Source organism: Levilactobacillus lindianensis, from assembly GCF_003946095.1.
GTDB classification, from domain to species: Bacteria; Bacillota; Bacilli; order Lactobacillales; family Lactobacillaceae; genus Levilactobacillus; species Levilactobacillus lindianensis.
Genome location: NZ_RHOD01000017.1, coordinates 35,522 through 60,290, shown reverse-complemented (window position 1 = coordinate 60,290; position 24,769 = coordinate 35,522). Strand labels below are relative to the sequence as shown.

The window sequence follows — 24,769 nt, the reverse complement described above, 5'->3', positions numbered from 1 at the left end:
TGGGAAGTAGATACGGTGCTTTCTAGTCGAAGTGAGTCACGATCATGTCTGGTTACATTCGTAGAACGTAAGACCCGACTTCTATGGGCCATCAAAGCCCCTAATAGAACGGCTAAGGCTCTAAACACCGCCTTTGGCAAGTTTATGGGGGCCTTCGGTCCCCAAGTAAAATCCATTACTGTTGATCATGGTAAAGAGTTTGCCAATTATCAGGCCTTAGAACAGGATTATCAGATCAAAGTTTATTTTTGCCATCCATATTCACCATGGGAGCGAGGTTCCAATGAATATTTTAATAGACGGTTACGCTGGTTCTTCCCGAAAAAGACCAATTTTAGCCAAGTAACGACTGATGAGATCCTAGCAGCACTTGAACTAATTAATCAACGACCATTAAAAATACATCATCAACAGACTGCCATTGAAAGATTCCGGGCTTGTTCGGATTAAACTTGTAATTTGCCCTATTCCCAAAGAAATTTGAGGGTAGTTTTTTTAGGTGTAATGACCGGTAATTGTGTCTCAAAATTAGTGTTCCGAAAAATATTTTTAAGCGCAATAGAAGCACGCATCTCGCAAATCTAGCGTCAATTCTTTTGCCAAGTTGTCCTGACATGAAATAGGTTGCCTATCGTGACGGCGTTTTAAACAAACGGCATTTTGCAAGACGAGTGACATGCCATTGTTACGGCACTTTTCGTGGAAAAGGGCGAGGATAAGTGCAGTTACTAAAAGATTCGCAAACAATTACAATTTAGCCTAAGGAGGTGGCGAGGACAATGGCAGAGCGAATTGAGCTGGATGCGTTACATCAATTTTACAAGAGTTTGAATAATTTAGTTGGGACCGAATCAATGCTGATTATCTACGAGCATTATAAAGGCACCCAACTAAATTTTCCGGTCCATTTATACGATCGTAAGGTAACAGCTCAGCTAGTGCTAAAAGAATTCAACGGACATAATCAACACGAGTTAGCTCGGAAGTATGGGTACTCGCAGAAATGGATTCAGATGGTGATGCGGGAAGCTAAAGAAGACAAATAGGAGTGATTTCAAGATGGCAGACTCAAGAATTTTTAAACTAACTGATGGCTTGGACCTTGAGATGGTCGGTCAGGCTATTCAAAATTGGCTACGTGAAAAGAAACAGCTACACGCTGAGGGCATGCATACCAACGAAGGTTACCTGGTTCAAGCTAAACAGGAGGATAGTTGGAAGACCATCGTGGGGATGGATTCCGCGATTCAAGTTCAGATTTTCAGCGCCGGTGAGAATCAGATTATGGTTAACGTGGGTTCAGGGAAATGGATTGATAAAGCTGGGGCTGCCACTATTGGGATGATTGCCTTTGCGCCCCTAGCTGTGACCGCCGCCATCGGTGCCTGGAACCAGAAAAAATTACCGGAAGAACTCTTTGCCTACGTGGAACAATTCATTATGAGTGGGGGCAAATCCGTGACGGTTTCCATGGCTGCCAGTCAGAGCGCCCACGAAGGTGAAGTCATTTGTCCGAACTGTCACGCCGCCAATAAAGCCGATGCGAAGTTCTGTGTCTCTTGTGGGACCAAGCTCGGTAAGGAATGTCCGAACTGCCACGCTTCAGTCGGATTAGAGACGAAGTTCTGTCCAAATTGTGGGACGGATTTGAATCCTAAGCCAGAGGAAAAGACCTGCCCTGACTGCCAGAACGTGGTTTCAGCCGACACCAAGTTCTGCCCCAACTGTGGGCACGCGTTTAACTAGCGGGGAGTAGACCGATGAAGATTTGTCCAAATTGTGGTCATGACAACCCCGAGGGCGTCAATTTTTGTGAGAATTGTGGGACTGATCTAAGGTCCGAAACGGCTGGTCAGACTGATTCAGACCAGCAAAAGACTTGTCCACGGTGCCAGGCCCTGAATCCTCAAGACAGTCGGTTTTGCGAAAACTGTGGTTATGACTTTGAAGCGCCTGACCCGAAACAACCTGACACTGAAGCTGCCGAAAGCTCTGCACCGACGCCAGCGAAGCCAGCTGCCAAGACGCCAGCAAGTGAGCCTCAGGTGGCGCCAGTTGAACCTGTTGCCCCCAAGAAGGTTGCGACTCGGCCGCAAGCACCAGATAATCAGGTCACGTCACAGCCAGCACCGAAAGAAAATAAATCCAAACGCCAATGGGTGATCAGTGCCGTGATTCTAATTCTCCTTATTTGTGGTGGGGGCTACCTGCTGTATAGCAATGGGAGCCACGCCGCTAAGCCAGCCCGTTCGGAGAAGAAGGCCAGCAGTCAGGCGCAGCGGCGCCAGTCATCCTCTAGTCAGGCGACTAGCCACCAAGCGACGGTCAATTTTAACCAAACAGAAATTAAAGATGCGGTCACCGCGGCGTTGGACCCCCTGCAGGGAACCAGTTCTGCCTACGTGTCGCCGGTCGATAGCTCACAGAGTGTGGTTGTCAACAACGGGTCGCAGAGTGCGGCCAGCAGTATCAAAGTTTTCATCCTCGTCACAGCCTATGCCATGGCTAAGGAGGGGGTCTTTGACCTCGACGCCACCCATACCGTTACCGATAGCGAAAAGGTTGGCGGGACCGGTGTCATTCAGGATATGGATGCCGGGACAAAGCTGACGTACCGTGAGGTTTTGCAACATATGATTGACGACAGTGACAATACTGGGGCCAATATTATGATTGCCAAAATGGGTGGTTTCAGCCTCATTAACAACAAGATTAAGAGTATGGGAGCCACGGATACCAAGCTCCAGCGGAAGATGATGGACACGGACGCCATTGAGGATGGCCGTGATAATACCACCTCGGCGCGGGACTTGGGGATGACCCTCAAGAAAATTTATAATCATCAGCTGGTGTCAAAGACTGCTGACGATGACATGCTGGAAATTCTGGCAAATAATCGGAATCGGGCCAAGTTGCCGAAGTTATTGCCGAGTGAAGCCAAGGTCTATAACAAGACCGGGGAGTACGCAGATTACGGCGTCCAAAATGATGCTGAAATCGTGGCCAATAAGCGGGGGGCCTTCGTTGCGGTGGTCCTCGCGCAAGATGGCAAAGAAGCCGATCAAGTGTCGGCGATGAATCAGTTAGGGTTAAAACTGTATCAGAATATTTTAGAGTAGTGAGGGTTTAGTATGAGATATTGTCCGTATTGTGGAAATCAAGTTAAGGCGACTGCCAAGTTCTGTCCGAGCTGCGGGAAAGCATTGCCAGCAACACAGGAGACGGCACCAGTCGCCAATGAATCGAATCAAATCAAGGATCTTTACGACACCGCCACGGCTAAGTTGAACCATTACACTGGCGAGGAAGGGGCCGTCAAGGTTAACCTGTCTGATTTGTTCTCTGAGGTCTTCAAGCACCATTCGAAGGGCGAAGCCAATGCCATCTTTATTGCCGGCACAGAGACCACTACACCAGCCTTAGCCGACGTGTCAGATGAGTGGGCGAAGCCGTGGCTGTTTTCACGGATTTTGCTCGGCTTCTTACTTGCCTTTGCCGTGTTACTGTACATGGCCGATGCCTTTCATAATCAGAATGCTATTCCGGGATTAATTCTAGTGGGGGCCTTTGCCGTGCCATTTTCCGGTCTGGTCTTCTTCTTTGAAGCCGATGCCTTTAAAGACGTCAGTCTCTTTGAAGTCGTCAAGGTCTTCTTTATTGGCGGGATTTTTTCGCTAGTCGTCACGCTATTTTTATATCAATTTGTGACGTTCAGTACCACCAGCCAGATCTTTGGGGTGATGACGTTAAAGGATTCGTTATCCATTGGTTTGGTCGAAGAACTAGGTAAGGTCCTGATCATTAGCTACTTTATCAGTCAGCTGAACGTTAAGCATATCCTCGATGGGATCCTGATTGGGGCGGCCGTTGGGGCCGGGTTTGCGGCCTTTGAAACCGCCGGCTATATCTATAGTGCCGGTGACCAACTGGTCGCGGTTGCCATTCTCCGGGGCTGGTCAGCTATCGGCGGACACCTGGTTTGGGCAGCCATTTCAGGTGGGGCTTTGATGGTGGTGAAGCGCGCCAAGCCGTTTAAATTCAGTCAGATGTTGGACGTACGCTTCCTGGTATTCTTTGCCTTAGCGGTCTTGATGCACGCGACTTGGGACTGGGACGTCACGATTCTTGGCAGTTCCTATGCGAAGCTAATCTTGTTGATCGTTGTGGCTTGGATCATCGTGTTTGTCTTGATGAGTGCCGGGTTGAAGGAAATTTCTCATTTGAAACAGCAGGCGCAATCTTAAGTTAAACGCAACAGAAAGAGACGGTTAGTCCTTTACCAGGGCTGGCCGTTTTTTGAATGGCACGAGTTGTTCAAAAAAACGGGAATCATTGATATTTTTGTTGAAGCCAGTCTTTGTCTGACACATTGTGTCACTATGTCTTGCTATATTAAGGACATAGTTATTTCAATTAACAGTTACAGCTCAATATAATTGGATAGATAACTAGAAATAGGTTCAAAATTGAGGAGGAAAAAAGTATGCGAATGACTCATATTTTCAGTGCCCTATTGGTAGCGACGACGCTTGGCACGACGGCACTCGTCACCGTTCCGACCACGGCTCACGCCAAGGCAAAGACCACGTTGAAGACTTTCCCGAAGAGTATCCGGGGAACGTGGTATCACTACGAGGAAAACAACGGCTATTACTACAAGTCGATGGCGATCAGTTCCAAGAAACTGACGGTCAAAAATTACATGGATATCTTTGCGAAAAAGCAAAAGAAGTGGACCGGAACCTTACATACCACCAAGAATCAGAATGACGTTTGGCAGTACGGCGGTAAGAAGAGCCACTGGACCAGCGCCAAGGCCGTCAAGGGTGGCTATACCAAGATCGTTTCCTACGGGATGTTTGCGACGAATGGCTCCGGAACCTACAAGGTCGTTCACAAAACCTACAAAGGCAAGTCCGTTAAGGTGCTCTACAACAAGCACATTGCGAACAGTTCTGGCTCAAAGAAGTTAGCCGACCACTATTATCAAACCAAGGCGCAGGCCAAGTACTTCAATCCAGTTGGCGCCTTGCACAAGTAAACGACAAACGAGACAAGGAGGAATTACACAATGAAATTAACACACATGATGGGCGCCATCTTAGCGTCAGTTAGTCTGGGTGCGGCCTTAGTTGTTGCCACGCCTACAACGGATGCGCAGGCTAGTTCGAAGATGAGTCTCGCTAGTTTCCCGACGAAGTTCCAGGGGACTTGGTATTACTACCAGAATGGCCACTATAATCGGTTCAACATTGAAGCCAAGAAGACCTCATATCGTAACTTTTATGGCAAAAAGTGGCAAACGGGTCACAGTCCTGTCAAGGTCACTAACCTGAAGAAAGACATGAATAACATTAAAAAGGGAAAGAATAATACCCTGATATTTATGAGTAAAGGCTGGTTAGTAGACCAATCCTGGCAGTATCATTACAGTGACGCAGGCTTCGGTACGGTCGGTACCGAAAGTTATAAGATTGTCACCCGACAATACAAGGGGCAACCCATTAAGTCGTTGTACATCTATGCGATGTGGAATGCCGGTAATGGTGAAGCGCACCTGCAACACTATTACAAGACCAAGGGTCAAGCCAAGGCGTTCAACCCAACCGGTGGGACCGAAGACTTTACTGACTAAAGAATAATTGAATGAAGATTACAAAAACACGATCAATCCGAAATGTGGATTGATCGTGTTTTTTCGTGCATCAGTTTAGAGAAACCAGTCGCGCAAACGGTCCTTGACCACTGCTTCAAACTTATTGGTTTCGGTGGGACTAGCGGCGTCGATTTCAGCGTAGAGGTTGTTGTTAATCTTCGTCAAAATTGCCGTGAGTTGGTCCAGCTCGGTATCGCTCAGGCCGCTCAGAAATTCCGGGACCTTGGCCGTTTCGGCCGAGGCCGTCTGTTGCCCCAGATTCGTTAGGCGAATGATGGTTTTGCGGCGGTCGGTCGTAGACTTTTCCTTGGATACCAGATCCTTCTTGACCAGCTTATTCACAAATTCTGCGGTCGATTGGACCGAGAGATTGAGGCGGGTCGCTAATTCCTTTTGCGAGAGGCCATCGGCTTGTGAGAGGGCCAGGAGGATCTTTCCTTGGCCTTGGAACCGTAACGGATGTTTGTCTTTATCGGCATGGTTGCGGTGGGCGACTTCGTCCGCGGTATGGTGAACCATATCGAACTCAATTAACTTACCCGCTGCGTTTTTTTGTTTGGTTAAATCAGGCATGAGATCGCCTCCCTGTAGCTATTATACCCGACAATCCCTAAAAAAAGACAGCAAAGACGAGTAAAGTCTTGACATATTGATCAGGGGGCCTTATTATAATTTTAGTCAGGGGGACCTGATTAAAAAACAAGGTAAAGAGGGAATTAAAATGTCAGCAATCAATGCAATTGAAGTCAACCACCTTACCAAGAAGTTTGGAGAAAAGGTCGCCGTTAATGATATCTCGTTTAAGGTCCGTCAAGGCGAGGTCTTCGGACTCTTGGGTCCTAACGGTGCGGGGAAAACCACGACTTTGCGGATGATTACCACGCTGCTCAAGGCGGACAGTGGTCAGGTCAAGATTTTCGGTCACGATACCGCCAAGGAGGGTCGCCTGGCGCGATCCATGTTTGGGCTGACTGGCCAATATGCTTCCGTCGATGAGGACCTTTCGGCACGACAGAACCTGATGATTTTTTCCCGATTGAATGGGCTGTCACGGCAGGAAGCCAAGGACCGCACGGCGGAACTCCTCACTGAGTTCTCACTCGAAAATTCAGCGGACAAGCCGCTGAAGGCCTTTTCCGGGGGAATGCGTCGGCGGTTGGATCTGGCGGTAAGCTTGATTACGCGGCCAGCTCTGATCTTCTTGGATGAACCGACGACGGGGCTAGACCCGCGGACCCGTTCCCAAATGTGGGACACGATTCGCAAGTTGGTTGATCAGGGATCAACAATTATTTTAACCACGCAATATTTGGACGAGGCGGACCAATTAGCCGATAATCTAGCCATCATCGACCACGGTCATGTAGTCAAGATGGGCACGCCTGCCGAACTTAAGGAACAACTCGGTGGGCCACGGGTCACCTTCACCCTGAGTCAAACGCGTCAGGTCGCCGCCGCTGAGCAGTTATTGGCCACCCAGGTGGCCGGAGACGTTCGAGAAGCGGGACCCGACCTCAGTGTGAGTCTGGGGCAGGTGGCCCAGCTAGCGCCCCTCCTAGCGACCTTAAATGACGCTAAGATTGGGATTAGCCACCTGGCCGTGCAGGAGCCGTCACTGGATGACGTCTTCATGAACCTGACCGTCGGCAAGAACTAAGAAAGAGGGACGTAAAAATGGATATCCGAATTCACCGCGGCAATGTGATTCAAAATACCGCAACCATGGCTTATCGCAACTTATTAAAGACGATTCACAATCCAGACCAATTGATGGATGTCGTCATTCAACCCGTGTTATTTATGTTGATGTTTGGCTACCTCTTCGGGGGCGCGATTGCCGGCGGGGTTAAGGCTTACCTGCCAACGATTGTTCCCGGGATCTTAATTCAAACGATGTTGTCAGCAGCGTCTGGCTCGGGGGCGCAAATCAGAGAGGACCTCGACTCCGGTGTCTTCGACCGATTCAAGTCGTTGCCCATGGCCCGGATCGCCCCATTGGCGGGGCAACTGTTCGCCGATAGTTTACGGTTGTTGATTGCCGCCATCACCTCGCTGACCACTGGCTATCTCATGGGCTGGCGTCCCGGTGTTGGCTTGGGCTGGGTGGTCGCCATTGGCTTGCTAGCCATCTTCATGGGCTGGGTGTTATCCTGGGTCTTCGCCCTGTTAGGCTTGTTGGCTAAGAGTGCCGCCGCGGTTCAGAGTGTGTCTTTGATGACAATGTTGGTGCTGTCCTTTATGTCAAACGCCTTCGTTCCGATGCACGCTTTGACGAAGCCGCTTCGGTTCATCGCGCACTTGAACCCAGTGACCTATGTCATTACGGCCATCCGGCAAATCCTGGCAACGGGCAGCTGGACCCATGAAGCTTGGGTCGTTCTGATATTTGGGGTTGTGATTGTGGCCATCTTCGCGCCACTGACGGTTTGGGCCTACGATCGGAATTAAATTTGAGACTAAACTAAAACGGCTAGACCAACGAAGGTCTAGCCGTTTGCTTGTCGTAAGCCTATTTAAGGTTCAGTGCCTGGCCGTAAACCCAGTAACGACGGGTGTGGTGTTTGCTCGTTGCCTTGATTCGGTACCAGTCATATTGTGTGGCCTGACTCGCCCGGCGGTCAATCTTGACCTTGCTGCCAGCCTTGAGCTTAGCCGACTTCCAGCTAAAGGTCTTGATGACCTTGTAGTCACTGTTCGGTTGGTGGCTCGTTAACTTAAAGTGCTTGTAGCTCTTCTTAATCGTGGCCGTCCCGTGAAACTTGTGGTATTGAACGGTGCCAACTAATGTACTGGCTTGGCTGACCGTGCCCATCCCCATGGTCCCGATCAAACCGGCGACACCTAAAAGCAATGCTGCTTTTTTCATTGATAAAACCTCCCCATATTTTATTCCTTTAGGAACGTTTTGATTGTAGCACAGTTAATGGGCGGCTCTTTCAGGCGTAGGACTTTTTTTAGGGATCATATCAATTGCTTAATAAAGTCGGGTGGATAGATGAGAATGCTGTTTGGGTTGTCACTGGGGGCTCAGACGTCTTAGCGACAGCTTGGATCTCGCAAAAAAAGAGGTGAATTTGATCCACATGGCTGAGGTTCTCGGCGGCGCGACTCGCAATGAGTGGCGCTTTTTTAGATCAAATTCAATGACCGTTTTGTCCACCGCAATTTTTTTGTAATTAAACTTGGAAAATGAATAAAGGGACTTGATTAATAAGCGCGCCTAGTATTAACCGACATGATAGTGGGGGAGTTATCACGGTTTCGTAACTTTGGACAGCTACGATGACGAGTTAAAGCAATTATACATCGCTATGTATAAAAGAGTGCTACACAGTTGAAATTCTGTGGTGAGTAGGTATTAAGGAATACGGACATCTTGAATGTAAATGTCCACACTACTATAATGTGAGTATGATTAAAGTAGTCACCAAACGGTTTGTGGGCGAAACGGTTCAAAGAGCATGATTGAAAATCAGCCAAGTGGCTATAAATAGCTGTTTAGACGCCTTTGTACAGACCTGGTAGGCTAGTGGATTTTTAATGGAAATGAGTTTGAATGGACAGACGATCAGGTGTGAGTAACTGGGCTAAATTAATTGGTTACGGGCTTTTACCTGCGTTTTTGACCAGAAATGGCCAAAATTATCATGAACAGTATCACCAGTTTTTATTGATAAACATATGCAACTAGATCGATGAAAATCAGGTTTACTAACCAGCGGTCGTCAGTTGTGTACTGGCGATCCTTTTATGACAAGTGCCAACTGGAACTTAGGAGTAGCTGGGCAATGGACAGTCAGGTGTCCGACACCAGGGAATAGGAGAGGTTAAGCTTGAGACAAAAAGCGGCAAATCAAACCACAAAGAAGAATTTTATACAAGGGGCACACGGGCTGGAAGATTAAGACCCGTATTTTTGGGACCTTACTCGTTAGTTTATCCGCAGTAGCCATTGCTGAGACTATTGGGACGGCAGATGTCCACGCGGCAACGCCAACGCCAGATACACCGGCGGCTGATACAGAATCTAAGCCGGATGCTGAACAGGGGAATACGGCGACGCTTGGTACCACAAAGACCACGACACCAACGTCTAAAGTGGCTCCGGTTACCGAAAGTACGGATGTTTCTAATGAAGTTGATGCGGATACAGCAACTAATACGACAAGTGATAAGCAATATCAAACTTTAACGCCAGACCAATCAATGACAGTCGGCAAGACGGATGGGTCCGGCGTAACGCTATCTGGTAGCCAAATCAAGGATCACTTTGTCGATACGGTTGAAAGTCGTAGCAAGGCCAATCTCCAGCCCGATGAAAGCCTAAATAAAGTAGTAGTACCGATTAGTGATGATGGGTCGGTAAAATTGACAGACAAAGTGGAACATACTGTGTATGCTTCTGGATTAAAAATGCCAACAAAAGGTCATCAGGTCGCTCATGTTTCTTTTGAACATGAAATTGACTTTAATCATGACTTTAAAATGACAGGTGCCTTGGGAATTGGGACAGTGACATCTGGTGGTGCTGACAGCGTCGGCATTATCTTTGCCCCTGGAGATCCTGCCAAGGCAACTGAAGGGGAACTTGGTGGTCAGTTAGGTTTAGGTAACTTGCCTAATGCTTTTGGTTTTGTGTACGATGATTACTTCAATTCAGATTTAAAAGATCCTGGTAATGGTTCATACTTCGGTTGGCGAACAACGGATGCTAATGGGATCTTACAGGGTGTTGAAAGTGCCGATTCCTGGAAAGCCGCTAGTGCGTTAACCTTGAATCCTCGAGAAACTCACCCACTTAATGATTTTACAATGACCTATGTAGCAAGTAGCCAAGAGTTATCTGTGACAATCGGTGGTCAAACATTTACGCGAAAAATTTCTGATATCACAACTGGATACTCAATCTCAATTGCCGCTTCTACCGGTGATAGTTTCAATGATTACTCCGCCAGGATCGACAGCTTTACTTACACACCAAAGACAGCTACAGTGTCTGTCAATGTGGCTGACGATACGCCCGGAGATACTTCCGTCAGCACAAAGACACCAGTCACTGCCAGTATCGGGGATACTATTTCTGTGTTCTCTACGAAGGCAGTAGCGGAACGGGCAGTCGCCGCAGATCCAACGCTAGATCCTAGTCTAGTTACGGTAATTCCGGCAAGCACGACAAGCAATGTATATGTTGTTGATGGCGACCAAGCCACTGCCAGCAATGGGACAGTTAACTATGCCGCTGGCGACTCAAGCCTTGCTGATTCGGCATATTACAGCTACACAGTGACCGGGGATGCTAGCCAAGCATTTAGCGTTCCCGTTGCCCAAGCCTTTACTGCCGAAGTCACGCCAGTTGATTCAGCGACTAATGTTGCGATTCCTGGTATAACGCCTATCCAAGTAACGACGGTTGCTGGTAAATCAGTTGTGGTTCAGTTCCCAGGCTACACGCCTGTAACTGTTGCTCTGAATGCTCCGACTGACGGTGAGACGATTGCTAAGTATAATGTAAAAATTAACACAAGTACGACGCCGTCGACAGCAACGGATGTTGCTAATCCAATCGAACACTATTACACGGCTACCGGGGAAACGATTGATGGGACCCCAGTTACGGCCAATGTAACTGTAGGGACGAATCAATCTGTTACGGCTGCGCTTAATGCAACACTAATCGGGGCGGATGGTCAACCTGCAGCAGCTGGGACAACGCCAGCCTACACTTGGTCTGAGGTTCCTAATGCCGGTGACACAGATTCCACAGATTCATCAACTCCTCAGGATAGTAAGAGTATCTTGGTTCCAACCAAGACGACATTAGATACTTGGCTACAAAAAGCGACCGATAACCAAGCCAAGGCTGATGCTGACCAAGCTAAGGCGCAAGGTATTTATGATAAATTTATCGCGGGAGCTGGCATCACTGACGAACAAAAGACCGCTGCTAAAGCACTGCTAGATTCTGTTAGCAAAATGTATAGTGATCTTTCGACTAGTAATGGGGATGCTAAGACGGCCTTAGAAGCCGCTGAAGCCGCAACCGATCCGGCAACTATTGTTGATGAAAGTCAAAAGGGCTATAACGCCATGGCCAACATGGATGATTCACTCAGTGCATTTGAAAAGAACATTGATGATATGGCGACGACAAACGCGGCTACTCAAGCTAGTTTGGCCAGCTTTTTCCCTTGGACGAAAGTCTACGGGGAACCACTAGGCTTCCCTGATGTGACCTTTGGTGATGGATTCGGCGCGACAGTTACTGACGCCCAGAAGGACGGCTTCAATAAGAGTGGTTACTTCTATTACGTCGATGCTACGAATTCAGGCGCGCATGTCACACCTAAGAACGTTGGGACTTATTACTTTAAATTAACTGACGACGGGCGGACTTACCTTAAGAGCTTAACGCCAGACAACCCCAATGCTGGACTCTACGTTTCTGCCACACTTACGATTACACCGGCCACTGCAACGCCAACTATTCAAGATACTAGTGTGGTGTACGGTGCAGAGCCAACGATCACGGGTAGCTTAGGATCAGACTTAGCAAATACAGACCATCCACTTACTCAGAATGATTTTGAAATTATTGATAATGCCACTGGAAAAGTTGTTTTGAGTGATCAACTACAAGCTGGTGGTGACTACACGATTCACTACACTACTGATGCACAGAACACTTTGAAGGAAGATACGAATTATACTTTCGGTGACTTTGGAACGGCCAAGTTGACCGTGACAAAACGAGACATCACTGTGACCGCACCAACGGTTACAAAGACTTATGGTGATAAGGACCCTAAATTTAAACTTACCGGTGTCTCAAAGGGTGAGCTAGTCAATAATGACGAACTGTCTGATTTGGGCGTGACGCTTAAACGGGATACTGGTGAAGATGTACAGACTCAGCCATATACAATCAGTGCTGACCCTACATCAAATCTGAATACGAATTACAACATTACCGTTACTCCAGGAAGCTTAACTATCAACAAGAAGCCAGTCACAGTGACAGCTAAGGATGTTACGGCTACTTACAATGGTTCTGCACCCAAGACCAATGGATTCAACGTAACCGATGGTGCTTTGGTCGAAGGCGATACGCTTACTGATTTGGGAGTTAAGTTAGACCCAATTTCCCAAGTCAATGCTGGAACATATCCGAAGGCTGTTACAGGGACTGCAACTTCAGATAACTATGCTGTTACCGTTGTTCCGGGCACATTGACGATTGCGAAAGCAGCTAGCTCCGTGGATTTAGGTGCCGCTACCATGGTTTATGGCGATGAATTCCCTACATTCACGTCCACAAACAACGTGCCAGGGACTACTAGTGCGATTACCCAAGATGATTTTGAAATTGTGGATACTACTGGTAAAACAGTTACAGCATCCCAAGCACAAGCTAATGGCAAGTACACGCTACAATTGAAACAAGCCGCTAAGGATCGATTGAAGACGGAAAATCCTAACTATGTCATTACTTTTGGAACGAATTCATTGACTGTAACCAAACGGCCAGTTTCAGTAACGGCAACGGATACTGGGAAAACCTATGGTGGTACAGATCCCGTCTTAGAGTCAACTAATTCGGGTACTGGTGCAAGTACCGGCCTCGTTGCTGGTGATGATTTGGGCGTAAAGCTTACTCGGAAGTCTGGCGAAGATGTTGGGTCATATGATATTACGATGGATCCAACTGCGACTCTGAACCAGAATTACGCAATCAACTTTACTCCAGGAACCTTTAAGATTGCCGCCGCAAATAGTGATGTGACAATGAAGGATACTAGTGTGGTTTATGGTGACAGTTTGCCAGCAACCATTAGTGTTACGGTCAATGGAAGCACTAGCGACCTTAAATCCGCCGATTTTGAAATTGTAGATGATGCTACGAAAAAAGTTGTCAGTGCTAACCAGTTACAAGCAGACGGCAAGTACAGTCTGCAATTGAACGCCGACGCTCAAGCTACTTTGAATAAGGCAAACCCTAATTACACACTTAACTTTGTTGCGGGTAAATTGACGGTCACAAAGCGGCCAATTACGGTGAAAATTAATGATGTCACTACCGATTACACTGGTAAGGCACCCGAGGCAAATGGTTTTAGCATTTCATCGGATGATAAGTTAGTCGATGGCGACACCAATGATTCACTTGGTATTACGCTGAATGCAATTGATGCGACTGCTGTTGGGACGTATGCAATTTCAGGAACAATTAATCCAGCAACAAACTACGCTGTCACGCTTGAAGACGGAACGCTGAAAATTTTGGGGCATGACGTTGATTCTAAGAAGAATGTGACGATCACCGAAAGAGATTCAGATGGTAACGTGGTTCGGATTGATAAGCAGTGGGCTGATGGTAGCGAAACGATTTACACGGATGACAATGGTACGCGGACGGTAACGGAGAAAAAAGATGGGAACCAGGTTGGCGAACCACAGACGTTTACCTCTGATTCTGATAAATTGACGCTGACTGATGATGACAATACGAGCACTACCGTTGCCATTGACCCCACAACCAATCAGCCAACGTTTGACCATGAAACGACGCAGACGAATGGCGATACGACCACGACGAAAGACGCCGAAGGGAACGTTACCCAAGTCGTTAAGACGTGGCCCGATGATAGTAAAACGACGTACACATATGATCCCGGTAACGGTGACTGGACAGTCACCGAAGAAAAAGATGGGCAGACGCCTGTTGAAAAGAAATTCGGAAAAGATGATACGCAGGCAAAAGTAACCCTTGGTGATGGTGTTGATACCATCGTTAACACTGGACAGCCAGGGTCACAGCCAACGTTTGAACATGACACGACGGTGACGGTAACTGATAAGTCCAATAACGTGATTACTGCCACGACGACAGATGACAAGGGCAACGTTATCAAGGTCGTTAAGACGTGGACCAATGGCACGCAAACGACTTACACTTATGATCCGGCTACTGAAAAACGGACTGTGAGTGAACAAAAGGATGGCCAACCAGTTGGCGACGCACAGCCTCTGACCTCTGATTCTGGAAAGGTAAAGCTAGTTGATGATCAGAATTCCAACACTATTGTTTCTCTTGATCCGAAAACCAATCAGCCAACGTTTGATCATGAGGTGACGAAGACCGATGGTGACACGACCACGACGACCGATGCCGACGGGAACGTTATTCAGGTCGTCAAGAAGTGGCCTGATGACACCCAAACGACGTACACCTATGATCCAACGACTAAGACCGCAACGATAACGGATCAAAAAGACGGGAAGACGATTGAACAAAAGACACTCAACCCCGGTGATACGACGGCAACAGTATCCAACGGAAACGGTGTTGAAACGACCGTTAATACTGGGAAACCAGGGTCGCAACCAACGTTTGACCATGAAACAACGACGACGGATGGTGACACGACTACGACGACCGATGCCAACAAGAACGTTACTAAGGTTGTCAAGAAGTGGCCTGATGACAGTCAAACGACTTACACCTATGATCCAGCCACTGGAGACTGGTCGGTAACGGATCAAAAAGACGGGAAGACGATTGAACGAAAGACACTCAATTCCGGTGATACGACGGCAAAGGTATCCAACGGTGCTGGTGTTGAAACGACTGTTAATACTGGACAACCAGCAGGGTCGCAACCAACGTTTGACCATGAGACAACGACGACGGCTGGTGACACGACCACGACGATCGATGCCAACGGGAATGTTACCAAGGTCGTCAAGAAGTGGCCTGATGACAGTCAAACGACTTACGCCTATGATCCGGCTACTAACAAACGGACTGTGAGTGATCAGAAGAGCGGGCAGCAGGTTGGCGAGACACAGAACCTGACTTCTGATTCCGGTAAGGTAACGATAGCTGATGACAATGATACAAGTACTATCGTTAGCTATGACCCCACAACCAAGCAACCAACGTTTGATCATCAGACGACGCAGACAGCAACCGATGACTTTGGCAACGTCACTGCTACGACGAAAGACGCGAAAGGCAATGTGGTCAAGCTGGTTAAGAAGTGGCCAGATAGCACCCAAACGACTTACACCTATGATCCAGCTACAAAAGAACGTTTTGTAAGTGAACAAAAGGATGGCCAACCAGTTGGCGACAAACAGCAGCTGACCCCTGATAATAAGGCAACATTTGCTGATGATGACAATACGAGCACGACCGTCGGTATTGATCCAAAAACCAACGAGCCAACCTTTGATCATGAGGTGACGCAGACGGCGACTGATAAGTCTAATAACGTTACTGCCACGACCAAAGACGCGGAAGGTAACGTTGTCAAAGTTGTCAAGACCTGGAACGATGGTAGTGAAACGGACTACGCCTACAATCCAAGTACTGGGAATCGGACGCTAAAGGAACTAAAAGACGGTAAGTTGGTCGACAGCAAGACAATTGACCCTGATTCTTCAGAGGCAAAATTGGCAACTGGGGATGGTATCGAAACAATTGTAGATACCGGGCAATCAGGTGCAGAGCCAACGTTTAAGCATGAAACGACGACAACCGAGACTGATAAGTCTTCTGGCGACGTTACTGCCACGACGACCGACGCTGATGGTGTTATCGTCAAAGTTGCTAAGAAGTGGCGAGACGGTAGTGAGACAGCCTTTACCTACGATCCGACGACTAAGCAGCGGATGGTGACGGAGCTAAGAAACGAGAAGACTGTTGACCAGAAGACAATTGATCCCGATGCTTCGGAAGTGACAGTGTCAGATGGTGCTGGTGGTACAGCAACTGTCAAATTCAGTGATTCTGATCCAGTGCCGACGTTTACGCATACGCCAGCAGTCGTCACTGTGCCAACGAAGGACACCGATAAGGCTGTGAAGATTACCAAGAAGTGGCCTGATGGCCTTCAGGTGGTTTATACGTTTGATCCAGTAAGTGGTCAGCGGATCATTCGTGAGCTGAAAGATGGCAAGCTCGTTGAACAACGCACGATCAAACCTGGTGCCTTATCTGCAACTCTTCCTGACGGTAATGGCGGTTCAACCACCATCAAGTTTGATGAGACCGGAGCGGTACCAACGTTTACACGTCAGCTTGCTGACAAAGTAAATCTTCGCAAGGTCACGTCACGGAAGAAAGCGTCGAAGAAATCCGATGCAAACAAGGGTAAGAACTTGAGTAAGCAATCGGCCGCTGTGAAGCCACTGGCTCAAAGCGAAACGAACCTTCACGGCGTTAACGAAGCACTTGCAGGTGATACTGTTGTCACTGGACGTGTGCAGTCTCAACAGCAAACCGAGTTACCACAAACGGATGAAAAGAATGAAGGCTTCCTGGTAGCATTAGGTTTACTGTTATCATCAACCTTGTTAGTTCCATTCCGTCGTAAGCGGGACTAAACGTAACAAGTAGTAGAACAAGGATTGATCAAAAGACTCCTAGTTTCTTACCTCGAAACTAGGAGCCTTTTGTGTAGGATGATTATGGAAGATGAATCAGGTGACTACTTAGCAGGTGCTAAGTAGCTGGAACGTAAGTGTTTCAGTTGAGTGTTGGATAAGCCAAGGCCCTTGTGTAGGAAGTTATCCATGTTACCGTACTTCGTGTTGATAGCCTTGTACATGGTGTTCAGGTAGGCCATCTTGACGCCGTTTTGGGCCTTGAAGTTGGCGATGACCGTTGGGGTTAATTCCTTGCCTTGGGCCTTCCAGCCAGCTTCTTGACGCTTCAGGTTTTCTTTGTTGGTGTTGACCAGGTAGGTGTTGGACTTTAAGTAATCCTTCGCGATGGCCTTCTTGTTGAAGTTGAGGGCGGAGAGCACCAACACAGTTCCCATGCCGGCACGGTCCTTACCAGCTGAACAGTGCCACAGAACGGCCTTGTTCTTCGGGTTCTTCAAAAGTTGGTGGAAGAGTGACTTGTAAGCCTTACGTCCTTGTGCCGTGGTGATGGCATCGTGGTAAGATTTCTTCATCATCTTGTCGCCGGCATTCTTCTTAGAGAAGTCGGGGAAGGCACCGAAGGATTTGAAGACGTTAGCCTTAACCAGCTTAACGCCCTTCATCTTCACATCAGGGCTCTTCTCTTGTTCGATAATGGTCCGTAAGTCAACGTCAGTAGCGACGTGGTAAGTCTTGACCAGTTTCTTTTGGTCGGATTTGGATAAAGTCGAGAGACTGTTGGAACGAATTAAGCGGTGAACCTTGATCTTCTGTCCCTTGCTGTTGATGTAGCCCCCTAAGTCGCGGGCATTTGAGGCGCCTTGGAGCTTGATATGGGTTGACTTGGAATTCACCGTCTTGGCCTTGGTCCGTTTCGTCGTTTGGGTCGTCTTGGTTTTAGCGGCGGCCGTGATCGACATTAGGGGTTGTTGCCAACCCAACGTGGTGGTCAACAACAGGGCAGTCACTAAGGTACTCATTCGTTTTTTCATCTTGCTAACTCCTCCTCTTTCTTTGGTACAGCTTCCAGAATACGCGGCGGATGTAAAGACTAGATGTTGATTGTGTAAAGGTGAAGGCCTCTCACAATTTAACTATTACGATGTTCATAAAACAGTCTTGCGTGTTGGTTTGACCATCAGGTTAACTGGTTCTTGAATTCGCTTTCACTGTCGGGTAAGCTTGAGCCTAATAAGTCTATCGAGGAGGCTATTATGAAAAAAATTGTTCCTAGTCTATGGTTTGCTGATAATAACTGTAACGAGGCTATTCATTACTATTTGAAGGTCTTTCCTAATTCGACGATCGACGAGGTCACTTACTATCCTGATGCCAAGCTAGATAAGCACTTTGAGGGGATGAAGGGTAAGATTCTCAATGCGTCATTCCATCTGAATGGGCAGAAGTTTCTAGCGCTCGATGGCGGGCCGGCCTTCCGGATTAATGAGGCCATTTCCTTCACGATTGAATGTGCCGATCAGTCCGAGATCGACTATTACTGGGAGAAACTCTCACACGTTTCTGAGGCCGAACAGTGTGGTTGGGTAAAGGATCAGTTTGGAATCTCCTGGCAGATTGTGCCAGCTAACATGGCTGAATTGACGCAGACACCTGCACAGGTTCAGGCACTGATGCAGATGAAGAAGATTGATATTGCAGCGTTAGTGGCTGCTAAGTAAGTTGTGAATAGGCGTGCCAGATAAAATTGGAGGCCGTGACAATGAAACGTTCCTTAGTCATGTTGTACCCGGGATTCTGTAACTTTGAAATCTCGGTGTTAACTGAGATTCTGGCCTTTCAAGAGGGCGACTGGTCACTGACGACGGTTGGCGCCGATCGTCGGCTCTATGAAGGGGAGGATCACCTGCAGGTCATGGCCCAAAAGGATTTCACCGAGGTGAACCCGTTGGATTACGACCTGCTGATCCTGCCAGGTATCGACAATTACCACATTCCTCTGGAAGATCCGCGCAACGTGGCCTTTCTAGCCCAGCTGAATGTGTCGGCGAAACGGCCGATCATTGCATCCATGTCGTCTTCGCCAGTTCTCTTGGCTAAGGCAGGCTTGCTGGATCACACGAAGTTCACTGGTGGCTTGTTTGAAGAGACCTATGATCTGAATCCGTTTATTCCTAAGGAAAATTTGGTTCGCAAACCGGTGGTTTCTGACAACGGGATCATTACCTCCAGTTTTCAATTTTCCGGGAGTTTGCGATTGTGGCGGCACGAGCTTGTGGTATCAGGGTGCCAGATGGTGCATTTGGACCCGCTCGGACAGACCGCCCTTATACGGCGGAAGAGTTGACATTTCATTTACCAAAATAAATAATGTTTAAAAGTTCTGACCATTTTTTAGTCAGGACTTTATCGTTGAAGTCATAATGGTTGACGTACGCTCATGACGTACGCTAAGATGTGTTAGTAGAAAGGACTGGTCTCAATGGATACGTACACACCTACAAACGCACGTAAGAACTTTTACGGTTTAATTAAAGATGTTAATCGCCAAAAAAAGCCAATTGTTATTGAACCAGCCAACGGAAATGAGAAGGAAGCTGCTGTGCTTATTAGCAAAAGGGATTGGGACTCTATTCAAGAGACAATATATCTAGAAAATGTTGGCGTGATGGATAAAGTTCGTGAGCGAGAAGCCAATGAAGAAGATGGGTTTGAAGACGTTGACCACATTGATTGGGATTCGCTATGAGTTACAAAGTTGTTATACAACATGCTGTAAAAGAAGACTTGCGCAAGCTTAAACAGTCACATTTGAAAGATGCCTTTGAAGAAGTTGTTTTGACGTTAAAGGATGATCCCTATGTTCGAACGCAGTCATTTGAAAAACTACAGCCCTATTCGGCTAGTCGATATTCACGAAGGATCAACAGTCAGCATCGAGTTGTTTATCAGGCAGATGAAATAAATAAGATTGTTAAAATATATTCGGCATGGAGTCACTATGAGTAGCCCCGTCTAACCATTGTTATATTTTAAGGACTGATCACAAGCACTGCGGTTAGTCCTTTTTAGCTTCCAGCGAATGTGGTCGGCCTTCCTGTTGCAGGACCCGCTGGACGGCTGGCCGTTCGCGCATGGTGGCGTCAAAAGCCTTCAACCAAGGAAAATCATCGAAGGAATAGTTCAGACGTTGCATCCAATTGGTCATCACGAACAGGTAGGGATCGGCAATGGAGAATTCCCAGCCAAGTAAGTAGGGACCACGATCCGCCAAGGCTTTTTCAACGTAGGCTAGACGCGGTTTTACTCGTGTCCAAACTTCAGCCTTGGTTTCCGGTGTATTGGGAAGCCAGTTGCCATAGCGTGCTGGCGAGATGAAGTTCTTGTGGAGTTCGGTAGCGATGTAGTTTAGCCAGACTCGTTGTTCCCAGTATTCGGCGGTGTTGTATGGTGGGAGTGGTGTCGGTTTTGCCAATGTTCCGATTACTTCCAGGATAACGGCACACTCCGTCAGCAGGGGCCGGTCATCAATCTGTAGGGCAGGGACGTAGGACTTGGGATTCAACTGATTATAGTTGCCTTGTGACCAGGTCTTTTCGTCTAAATCCACCTTTTCCAGATGGTAGGGCAACCCGAGTTCCTCTAACAAGATATGAGGTGCCAGGGGACTCGCACCCGGGGCATAAAATAACGTTAATTTCATGGGTGAACACACTCCTTTACTGTCGTGTGTTAAGTATAGCGGGGGTCTTCGGATTTCCTAAGCAAGTTATCTTGGTTAGGATGATGACACGCCAAATAGAAGTGGCTAAGTCCGTTGGAATTGTGCCACTAGCTGATTACGATTTTAATTAAAGGACTGGATTTACGGTATACCATATCGTCGATAGAGGTATTTCGATGTCAAACGTGCAAAAAAGTTTCGAACTGGGGGTGGGTTTTACCATCAATTGAAAGCTAATCGCTGGCGAAGGCTAGCATTTGCATGATAAACTAAACGAAAATAAGAGGTGGTTATGATGGCAAGTGCACAGATCGGGGTTCGCTTAGATGAAAAAGAAAAGGATGAGTTTGAACAAAATGCCAAGAAGATTGGTTTAACAGCCTCAGCAGCTATCAAGATGTTTATTGCAAAATTCAACTATGACAAAGGTTTTAGTTATCCTGTGACGACAAAGAAGGCAGAGAGTACTGTTTCACAATTACCGGTTGAAGTGGAGAAGGCCTTATTAATTGCTCGTGCCGAGGAATTAGGATTGATAGAAGACAATAGTGAAAAGGTGACAGACATTGAGAGTCTACGACTTCGGTGGCCTCACTAATGCTAGACGAAGTTAGACTTGAGAAAACATTTGTGAAGAGAATGGACAGTTTGTCAAATCTATTTCAAATATCTAATGAGGAAGCCACAGAAATACGCGACACAATTATAGATACTATTGAATTGCTGGCTAATGGTGAGGAGTTGCCAGATGTCTATTCTGATCATGAGTTAAGTCAGGATCCTTGGACGGGGTATCGTGAGTTTCATGTTATGGATGATATGTTGGTAATCTATTACAAGATTGAGGTCAAAAAGCGTCTCCGTATGGTTATGATAACAACTCACGAAGAACTATCTTCTGGTAAACAAGTTTGAAATAAAATGAAGCCACGGCATTCCAAGATGGACGCCGTGGCTTTTGCGAGCTAACACAAGCAACAATAGCCTAGAGCATCACCCGAAGGCCACGCTTCCGCTCCTGACCGCAATCTATGAAAGGTTGGCCGTGACAAGCCAAACTACTGCGAGAACTGGCTCGCTTCTGGTATACTGTGCACAAGTTGGTTGTTAATAATCGGTTGGTGGTATTGGGTGTCGGAGACGACATTCAGGACTGTCAAGCCGGGAATCTAACGGCCAATTGAAGGGTTAGCTTCCGAGTCAGGCTGAGGGCAATTCAAGTCCTACGGGTCTTTTCCATTTTGATTACATCAATTTTAGTGGGGATGAAAGACGCGCCAGACGGCGGTTAAAACCGGCTGAAATCCAACTATTTCATAATTGGATCGTATCAATTTTCAAAAAGGTTGACTTTTTGAAAAATATTGGTATCATTAAGAACATAAATTGACCTCTAATAACTCGGGTTAATTCTAGTAGAAGTTTGTGACCAAGACGAAGGAGTGTAAAATTCATGACAGTAGATTACGATTCCAAGTCATACTTGGAAAAAGTTGACGCCTGGTGGCGTGCTACCACGTACCTCTCCGGTGGAATGATTTTTCTGAAGGACAACCCACTGTTCTCAGTAACCAATACACCTATCAAAAAAGAAGACGTTAAGGTTAAGCCTATCGGGCACTGGGGTACCATTTCAGGACAAACCTTCCTGTATGCCCACGCCAACCGTTTAATCAACAAGTACGGCTTGAACATGTTCTATATCGGTGGTCCCGGTCATGGTGGCCAAGTTATGGTTACGAACTCATACTTGGATGGCACCTACACGGATGCTTACCCTGAAATTACTCAGGACCTCGAAGGTATGGCTCGTCTTTACAAGCGGTTCTCATTCCCTGGTGGAATTGGTTCCCACATGACGGCCCAAACGCCAGGTTCCCTTCACGAAGGTGGAGAACTCGGTTACTCACTTTCCCACGCAACTGGTGCTGTCTTAGACAACCCAGACGAAATTGCCTTCACTGTTGTTGGTGATGGGGAAGTTGAAACTGGTCCTGCAATGACTGCATGGAACTCAATCAAGTTCTTGAACCCTAAGAACGATGGTGCCGTATTACCAATCTTGGACGTTAACGGGTTCAAGATTTCTAACCCAACCATCTTCTCACGGATGAGCGATGACAAGATTTCCAAGTTCTTCGAAGGCTTGGGCTGGTCACCTCGTTTCCTCGAAAACGACGACATCCATGACTACATGACTTACCATGAAAAAGCTGCTGCTTTATTCGATAAGGCAATTGCTGATATCCAACAAATCCAAAAAGACGCCCGCGAAAACGGCAAGTACGAAGATGGGACTATCCCAGCTTGGCCAGTTGTTATCGCTCGCTTACCAAAGGGTTGGGGTGGTCCGAAGCACAACCCAGCCGGCGAACCAATCGAAAACTCTTTCCGTGCCCATCAAGTTCCACTTGGCTTGAGCCAAAACAATTTCGATGAACTGCCAGAGTTCGAAGAATGGATGAACTCATACAAGCCAGCCGAATTATTTAACGCTGACGGTACTTTGAAGGCAGAAGTCGCTGACTTTGCACCTAAGGGTGACAAGCGGATGGCTGCTAACCCAGTTGCTAACGGTGGTCGCGCTCGTGGCGAAAAGCCAGAAACGTTAGACTTACCTAACTGGAAAGACTACGCTAACGACATCAACGATTCTAACCGTGGAACGAACTTGCCAGATGGCAACCGGAACATGGATATGAACGTTCTGTCAACCTTCTTTGCTGGCGTTGCCACGAAGAACCCTTCATCATTCCGGATCTTCGGACCTGATGAAACTATGTCTAACCGTCTTTGGGAAATGTTCAAGATTACGAACCGTCAATGGATGAGTAAGGTCGAAGAACCAAATGACCAATACGAAGCCCCAGAAGGCCGTATCTTGGATGCCCAATTATCAGAACACCAAGCTGAAGGTTGGCTTGAAGGTTACACCTTAACTGGTCGTACCGGTGTGTTCACGTCATACGAATCCTTCTTACGAGTTGTTGATTCAATGACTACGCAACACTTCAAGTGGATTCGTCAAGCCGCTGCAGAACCATGGCGGAATGACTACCCATCATTGAACTTAATCTCTACTTCGACTGTGTTCCAACAAGACCACAACGGTTACACCCACCAAGACCCAGGTATGTTGACCCACTTGGCTGAAAAGAAGTCTGACTTTATCCGTCAGTACCTGCCAGCCGATGGGAACACGTTATTGGCTGTCTTTGACCGGGCATTTACTGACCGTCAAAAGCTTAACCACATCGTGGCTTCTAAGCAACCTCGTCAACAATGGTTCTCAGTAGACGAAGCAGAAGAATTAGCTACTGAAGGTATCAAGGCAATCGACTGGGCTTCCACTGTCGCTGAAGGTGAAGATGCAGATATCGTCTTTGCTTCCGCTGGTGTTGAACCAACCATCGAAACCTTGGCTACTGTTGACTTGATCAACGAAGCCTTCCCAGCTGTTAAGATGCGTTACGTCAACGTTGTTGAATTACAACGTCTGCAAAAGAAGAACGGCCCTCTGAACGCAGAACGTGCCTTGTCTGATGACAAGTTCACTTCACTGTTCGGCGAATCCGGCACCCCAGTTGTCTTTGGGTTCCATGGGTACGAAGACTTAATCGAATCCGTATTCTACGAACGTCAACACTTAGGCTTACATGTTCACGGTTACCGTGAAGATGGGGATATCACGACTGCCTACGACATGCGTGTATACTCCGAATTAGACCGTTTCCACCAAGCCAAGGATGCTGTTAACACCTTGATCGCCAAGGGTGTTATTGACGAAGCTGCCGGTAAGGCCTTCGACAAGAAGATGGATGACATCTTAGCTAAGCATTTCAAGGTTACCCGTGACGAAGGTCGCGATATTGAAGAATTTACGAAGTGGCAATGGACGCCATTAAAGAAGTAATTCTCTTTAATTAAAATGTAATCACAAGGAGGTCCTACTCAGAAATGAGTGGGGCCTTTTTTGCGATCAGAGGTGGCTTGGAGACCATTTT

At 47.3% G+C, this 24,769-nt stretch carries 20 protein-coding genes and 1 pseudogene; 17 read left to right on the top strand and 4 right to left on the bottom strand.

Annotation, left to right across the window (positions count from 1 at the left end; translation table 11 throughout):
• From EKM70_RS08000 to EKM70_RS07970, 7 genes and pseudogenes are all read left to right on the top strand, one after another.
• A pseudogene (locus EKM70_RS08000) lies at window positions 1–450 on the top strand (IS30-like element ISLsa1 family transposase); the annotation flags it as partial.
• A 329-nt stretch (window positions 451–779) separates the two neighbouring features.
• Window positions 780–1,046, top strand: a complete 267-nt coding sequence (locus EKM70_RS07995) for a Mor transcription activator family protein (protein WP_057877437.1) — start codon at window positions 780–782, stop codon at window positions 1,044–1,046.
• Window positions 1,047–1,059: 13 nt separating this feature from the next.
• Window positions 1,060–1,746: a zinc ribbon domain-containing protein gene (locus tag EKM70_RS07990; protein WP_057877438.1), complete on the top strand. Its 687-nt coding sequence runs from the start codon at window positions 1,060–1,062 to the stop codon at window positions 1,744–1,746.
• A gap of 14 nt (window positions 1,747–1,760) precedes the next feature.
• Complete coding sequence (locus tag EKM70_RS07985; protein WP_057877439.1) at window positions 1,761–3,119, top strand: serine hydrolase; 1,359 nt, start codon at window positions 1,761–1,763, stop codon at window positions 3,117–3,119.
• A gap of 12 nt (window positions 3,120–3,131) precedes the next feature.
• Window positions 3,132–4,244: a PrsW family glutamic-type intramembrane protease gene (locus tag EKM70_RS07980; protein ID WP_125546824.1), complete on the top strand. Its 1,113-nt coding sequence runs from the start codon at window positions 3,132–3,134 to the stop codon at window positions 4,242–4,244.
• A 239-nt stretch (window positions 4,245–4,483) separates the two neighbouring features.
• The gene (locus tag EKM70_RS07975; protein WP_057877441.1) at window positions 4,484–5,041 is read left to right on the top strand and encodes a hypothetical protein; all 558 of its coding nucleotides are present in this window, start codon (window positions 4,484–4,486) and stop codon (window positions 5,039–5,041) included.
• 30 nt (window positions 5,042–5,071) lie between these two features.
• A complete protein-coding gene (locus EKM70_RS07970; RefSeq protein ID WP_057877442.1) occupies window positions 5,072–5,635 on the top strand; it encodes a hypothetical protein in 564 nt (187 codons plus the stop codon).
• 75 nt (window positions 5,636–5,710) lie between these two features.
• On the opposite strand, the gene EKM70_RS07965 is transcribed toward EKM70_RS07970, so the two are convergent.
• Window positions 5,711–6,229 carry a MarR family winged helix-turn-helix transcriptional regulator gene (locus EKM70_RS07965; protein ID WP_125546822.1) on the bottom strand — a complete coding sequence of 173 codons (519 nt, stop codon included), beginning with the start codon at window positions 6,227–6,229 and terminating at the stop codon, window positions 5,711–5,713.
• A gap of 148 nt (window positions 6,230–6,377) precedes the next feature.
• Here EKM70_RS07965 and EKM70_RS07960 point away from each other — a divergent pair, with 148 nt between their 5' ends.
• Window positions 6,378–7,313, top strand: a complete 936-nt coding sequence (locus EKM70_RS07960) for an ATP-binding cassette domain-containing protein (protein WP_125546820.1) — start codon at window positions 6,378–6,380, stop codon at window positions 7,311–7,313.
• 17 nt (window positions 7,314–7,330) lie between these two features.
• Window positions 7,331–8,104 carry an ABC transporter permease gene (locus EKM70_RS07955; RefSeq protein WP_125546818.1) on the top strand — a complete coding sequence of 258 codons (774 nt, stop codon included), beginning with the start codon at window positions 7,331–7,333 and terminating at the stop codon, window positions 8,102–8,104.
• Window positions 8,105–8,165: 61 nt separating this feature from the next.
• On the opposite strand, the gene EKM70_RS07950 is transcribed toward EKM70_RS07955, so the two are convergent.
• Window positions 8,166–8,522 (bottom strand): hypothetical protein, encoded by a 357-nt coding sequence (locus EKM70_RS07950; protein ID WP_125546816.1) that lies wholly within the window; start codon window positions 8,520–8,522, stop codon window positions 8,166–8,168.
• Between the two features lie 1,232 nt (window positions 8,523–9,754).
• Here EKM70_RS07950 and EKM70_RS07945 point away from each other — a divergent pair.
• Window positions 9,755–17,041: an MBG domain-containing protein gene (locus EKM70_RS07945; protein WP_125546814.1), complete on the top strand. Its 7,287-nt coding sequence runs from the start codon at window positions 9,755–9,757 to the stop codon at window positions 17,039–17,041.
• Window positions 17,042–17,145: 104 nt separating this feature from the next.
• Here EKM70_RS07945 and EKM70_RS07940 read toward each other — a convergent pair whose 3' ends face one another.
• Window positions 17,146–18,075, bottom strand: coding sequence for a tyrosine-protein phosphatase (locus EKM70_RS07940; RefSeq protein WP_125546812.1), 930 nt, complete (start codon window positions 18,073–18,075; stop codon window positions 17,146–17,148).
• A gap of 222 nt (window positions 18,076–18,297) precedes the next feature.
• On the opposite strand from EKM70_RS07940, the gene EKM70_RS07935 reads away from it, so the two are divergent.
• The 4 genes from EKM70_RS07935 to EKM70_RS07920 all read left to right on the top strand — a co-directional run bounded on the left by EKM70_RS07935 (window position 18,298) and on the right by EKM70_RS07920 (window position 20,050).
• Window positions 18,298–18,762: a VOC family protein gene (locus EKM70_RS07935; protein WP_125546810.1), complete on the top strand. Its 465-nt coding sequence runs from the start codon at window positions 18,298–18,300 to the stop codon at window positions 18,760–18,762.
• A gap of 41 nt (window positions 18,763–18,803) precedes the next feature.
• Window positions 18,804–19,388, top strand: a complete 585-nt coding sequence (locus EKM70_RS07930; protein WP_225416407.1) for a DJ-1/PfpI family protein — start codon at window positions 18,804–18,806, stop codon at window positions 19,386–19,388.
• A 135-nt stretch (window positions 19,389–19,523) separates the two neighbouring features.
• Complete coding sequence (locus EKM70_RS07925) at window positions 19,524–19,790, top strand: type II toxin-antitoxin system Phd/YefM family antitoxin (RefSeq protein ID WP_125546809.1); 267 nt, start codon at window positions 19,524–19,526, stop codon at window positions 19,788–19,790.
• Window positions 19,787–20,050 carry a Txe/YoeB family addiction module toxin gene (locus EKM70_RS07920; protein WP_125546807.1) on the top strand — a complete coding sequence of 88 codons (264 nt, stop codon included), beginning with the start codon at window positions 19,787–19,789 and terminating at the stop codon, window positions 20,048–20,050. Before EKM70_RS07925 ends, EKM70_RS07920 begins: the two co-directional genes overlap by 4 nt.
• A gap of 49 nt (window positions 20,051–20,099) precedes the next feature.
• Here the strand turns inward: EKM70_RS07920 and EKM70_RS07915 are convergent, their stop codons facing one another.
• Window positions 20,100–20,744, bottom strand: a complete 645-nt coding sequence (locus tag EKM70_RS07915; protein WP_125546805.1) for a glutathione binding-like protein — start codon at window positions 20,742–20,744, stop codon at window positions 20,100–20,102.
• Between the two features lie 316 nt (window positions 20,745–21,060).
• Between EKM70_RS07915 and EKM70_RS07910 the strand changes: the two genes are divergently transcribed.
• The 3 genes from EKM70_RS07910 to EKM70_RS07900 all read left to right on the top strand — a co-directional run bounded on the left by EKM70_RS07910 (window position 21,061) and on the right by EKM70_RS07900 (window position 24,678).
• Entirely contained in the window at window positions 21,061–21,363 is a 303-nt protein-coding gene (locus EKM70_RS07910) for a type II toxin-antitoxin system RelB/DinJ family antitoxin (RefSeq protein WP_164506359.1), read from the top strand.
• The gene (locus tag EKM70_RS07905; protein WP_125546801.1) at window positions 21,363–21,680 is read left to right on the top strand and encodes a type II toxin-antitoxin system YafQ family toxin; all 318 of its coding nucleotides are present in this window, start codon (window positions 21,363–21,365) and stop codon (window positions 21,678–21,680) included. The genes EKM70_RS07910 and EKM70_RS07905 overlap by 1 nt, the downstream gene beginning before the upstream one ends.
• A gap of 538 nt (window positions 21,681–22,218) precedes the next feature.
• On the top strand, window positions 22,219–24,678 hold the full coding sequence (locus tag EKM70_RS07900; RefSeq protein ID WP_125546799.1) for a phosphoketolase family protein: 2,460 nt from the start codon (window positions 22,219–22,221) through the stop codon (window positions 24,676–24,678).
• The last annotated feature ends 91 nt before the right edge of the window (window positions 24,679–24,769 follow it).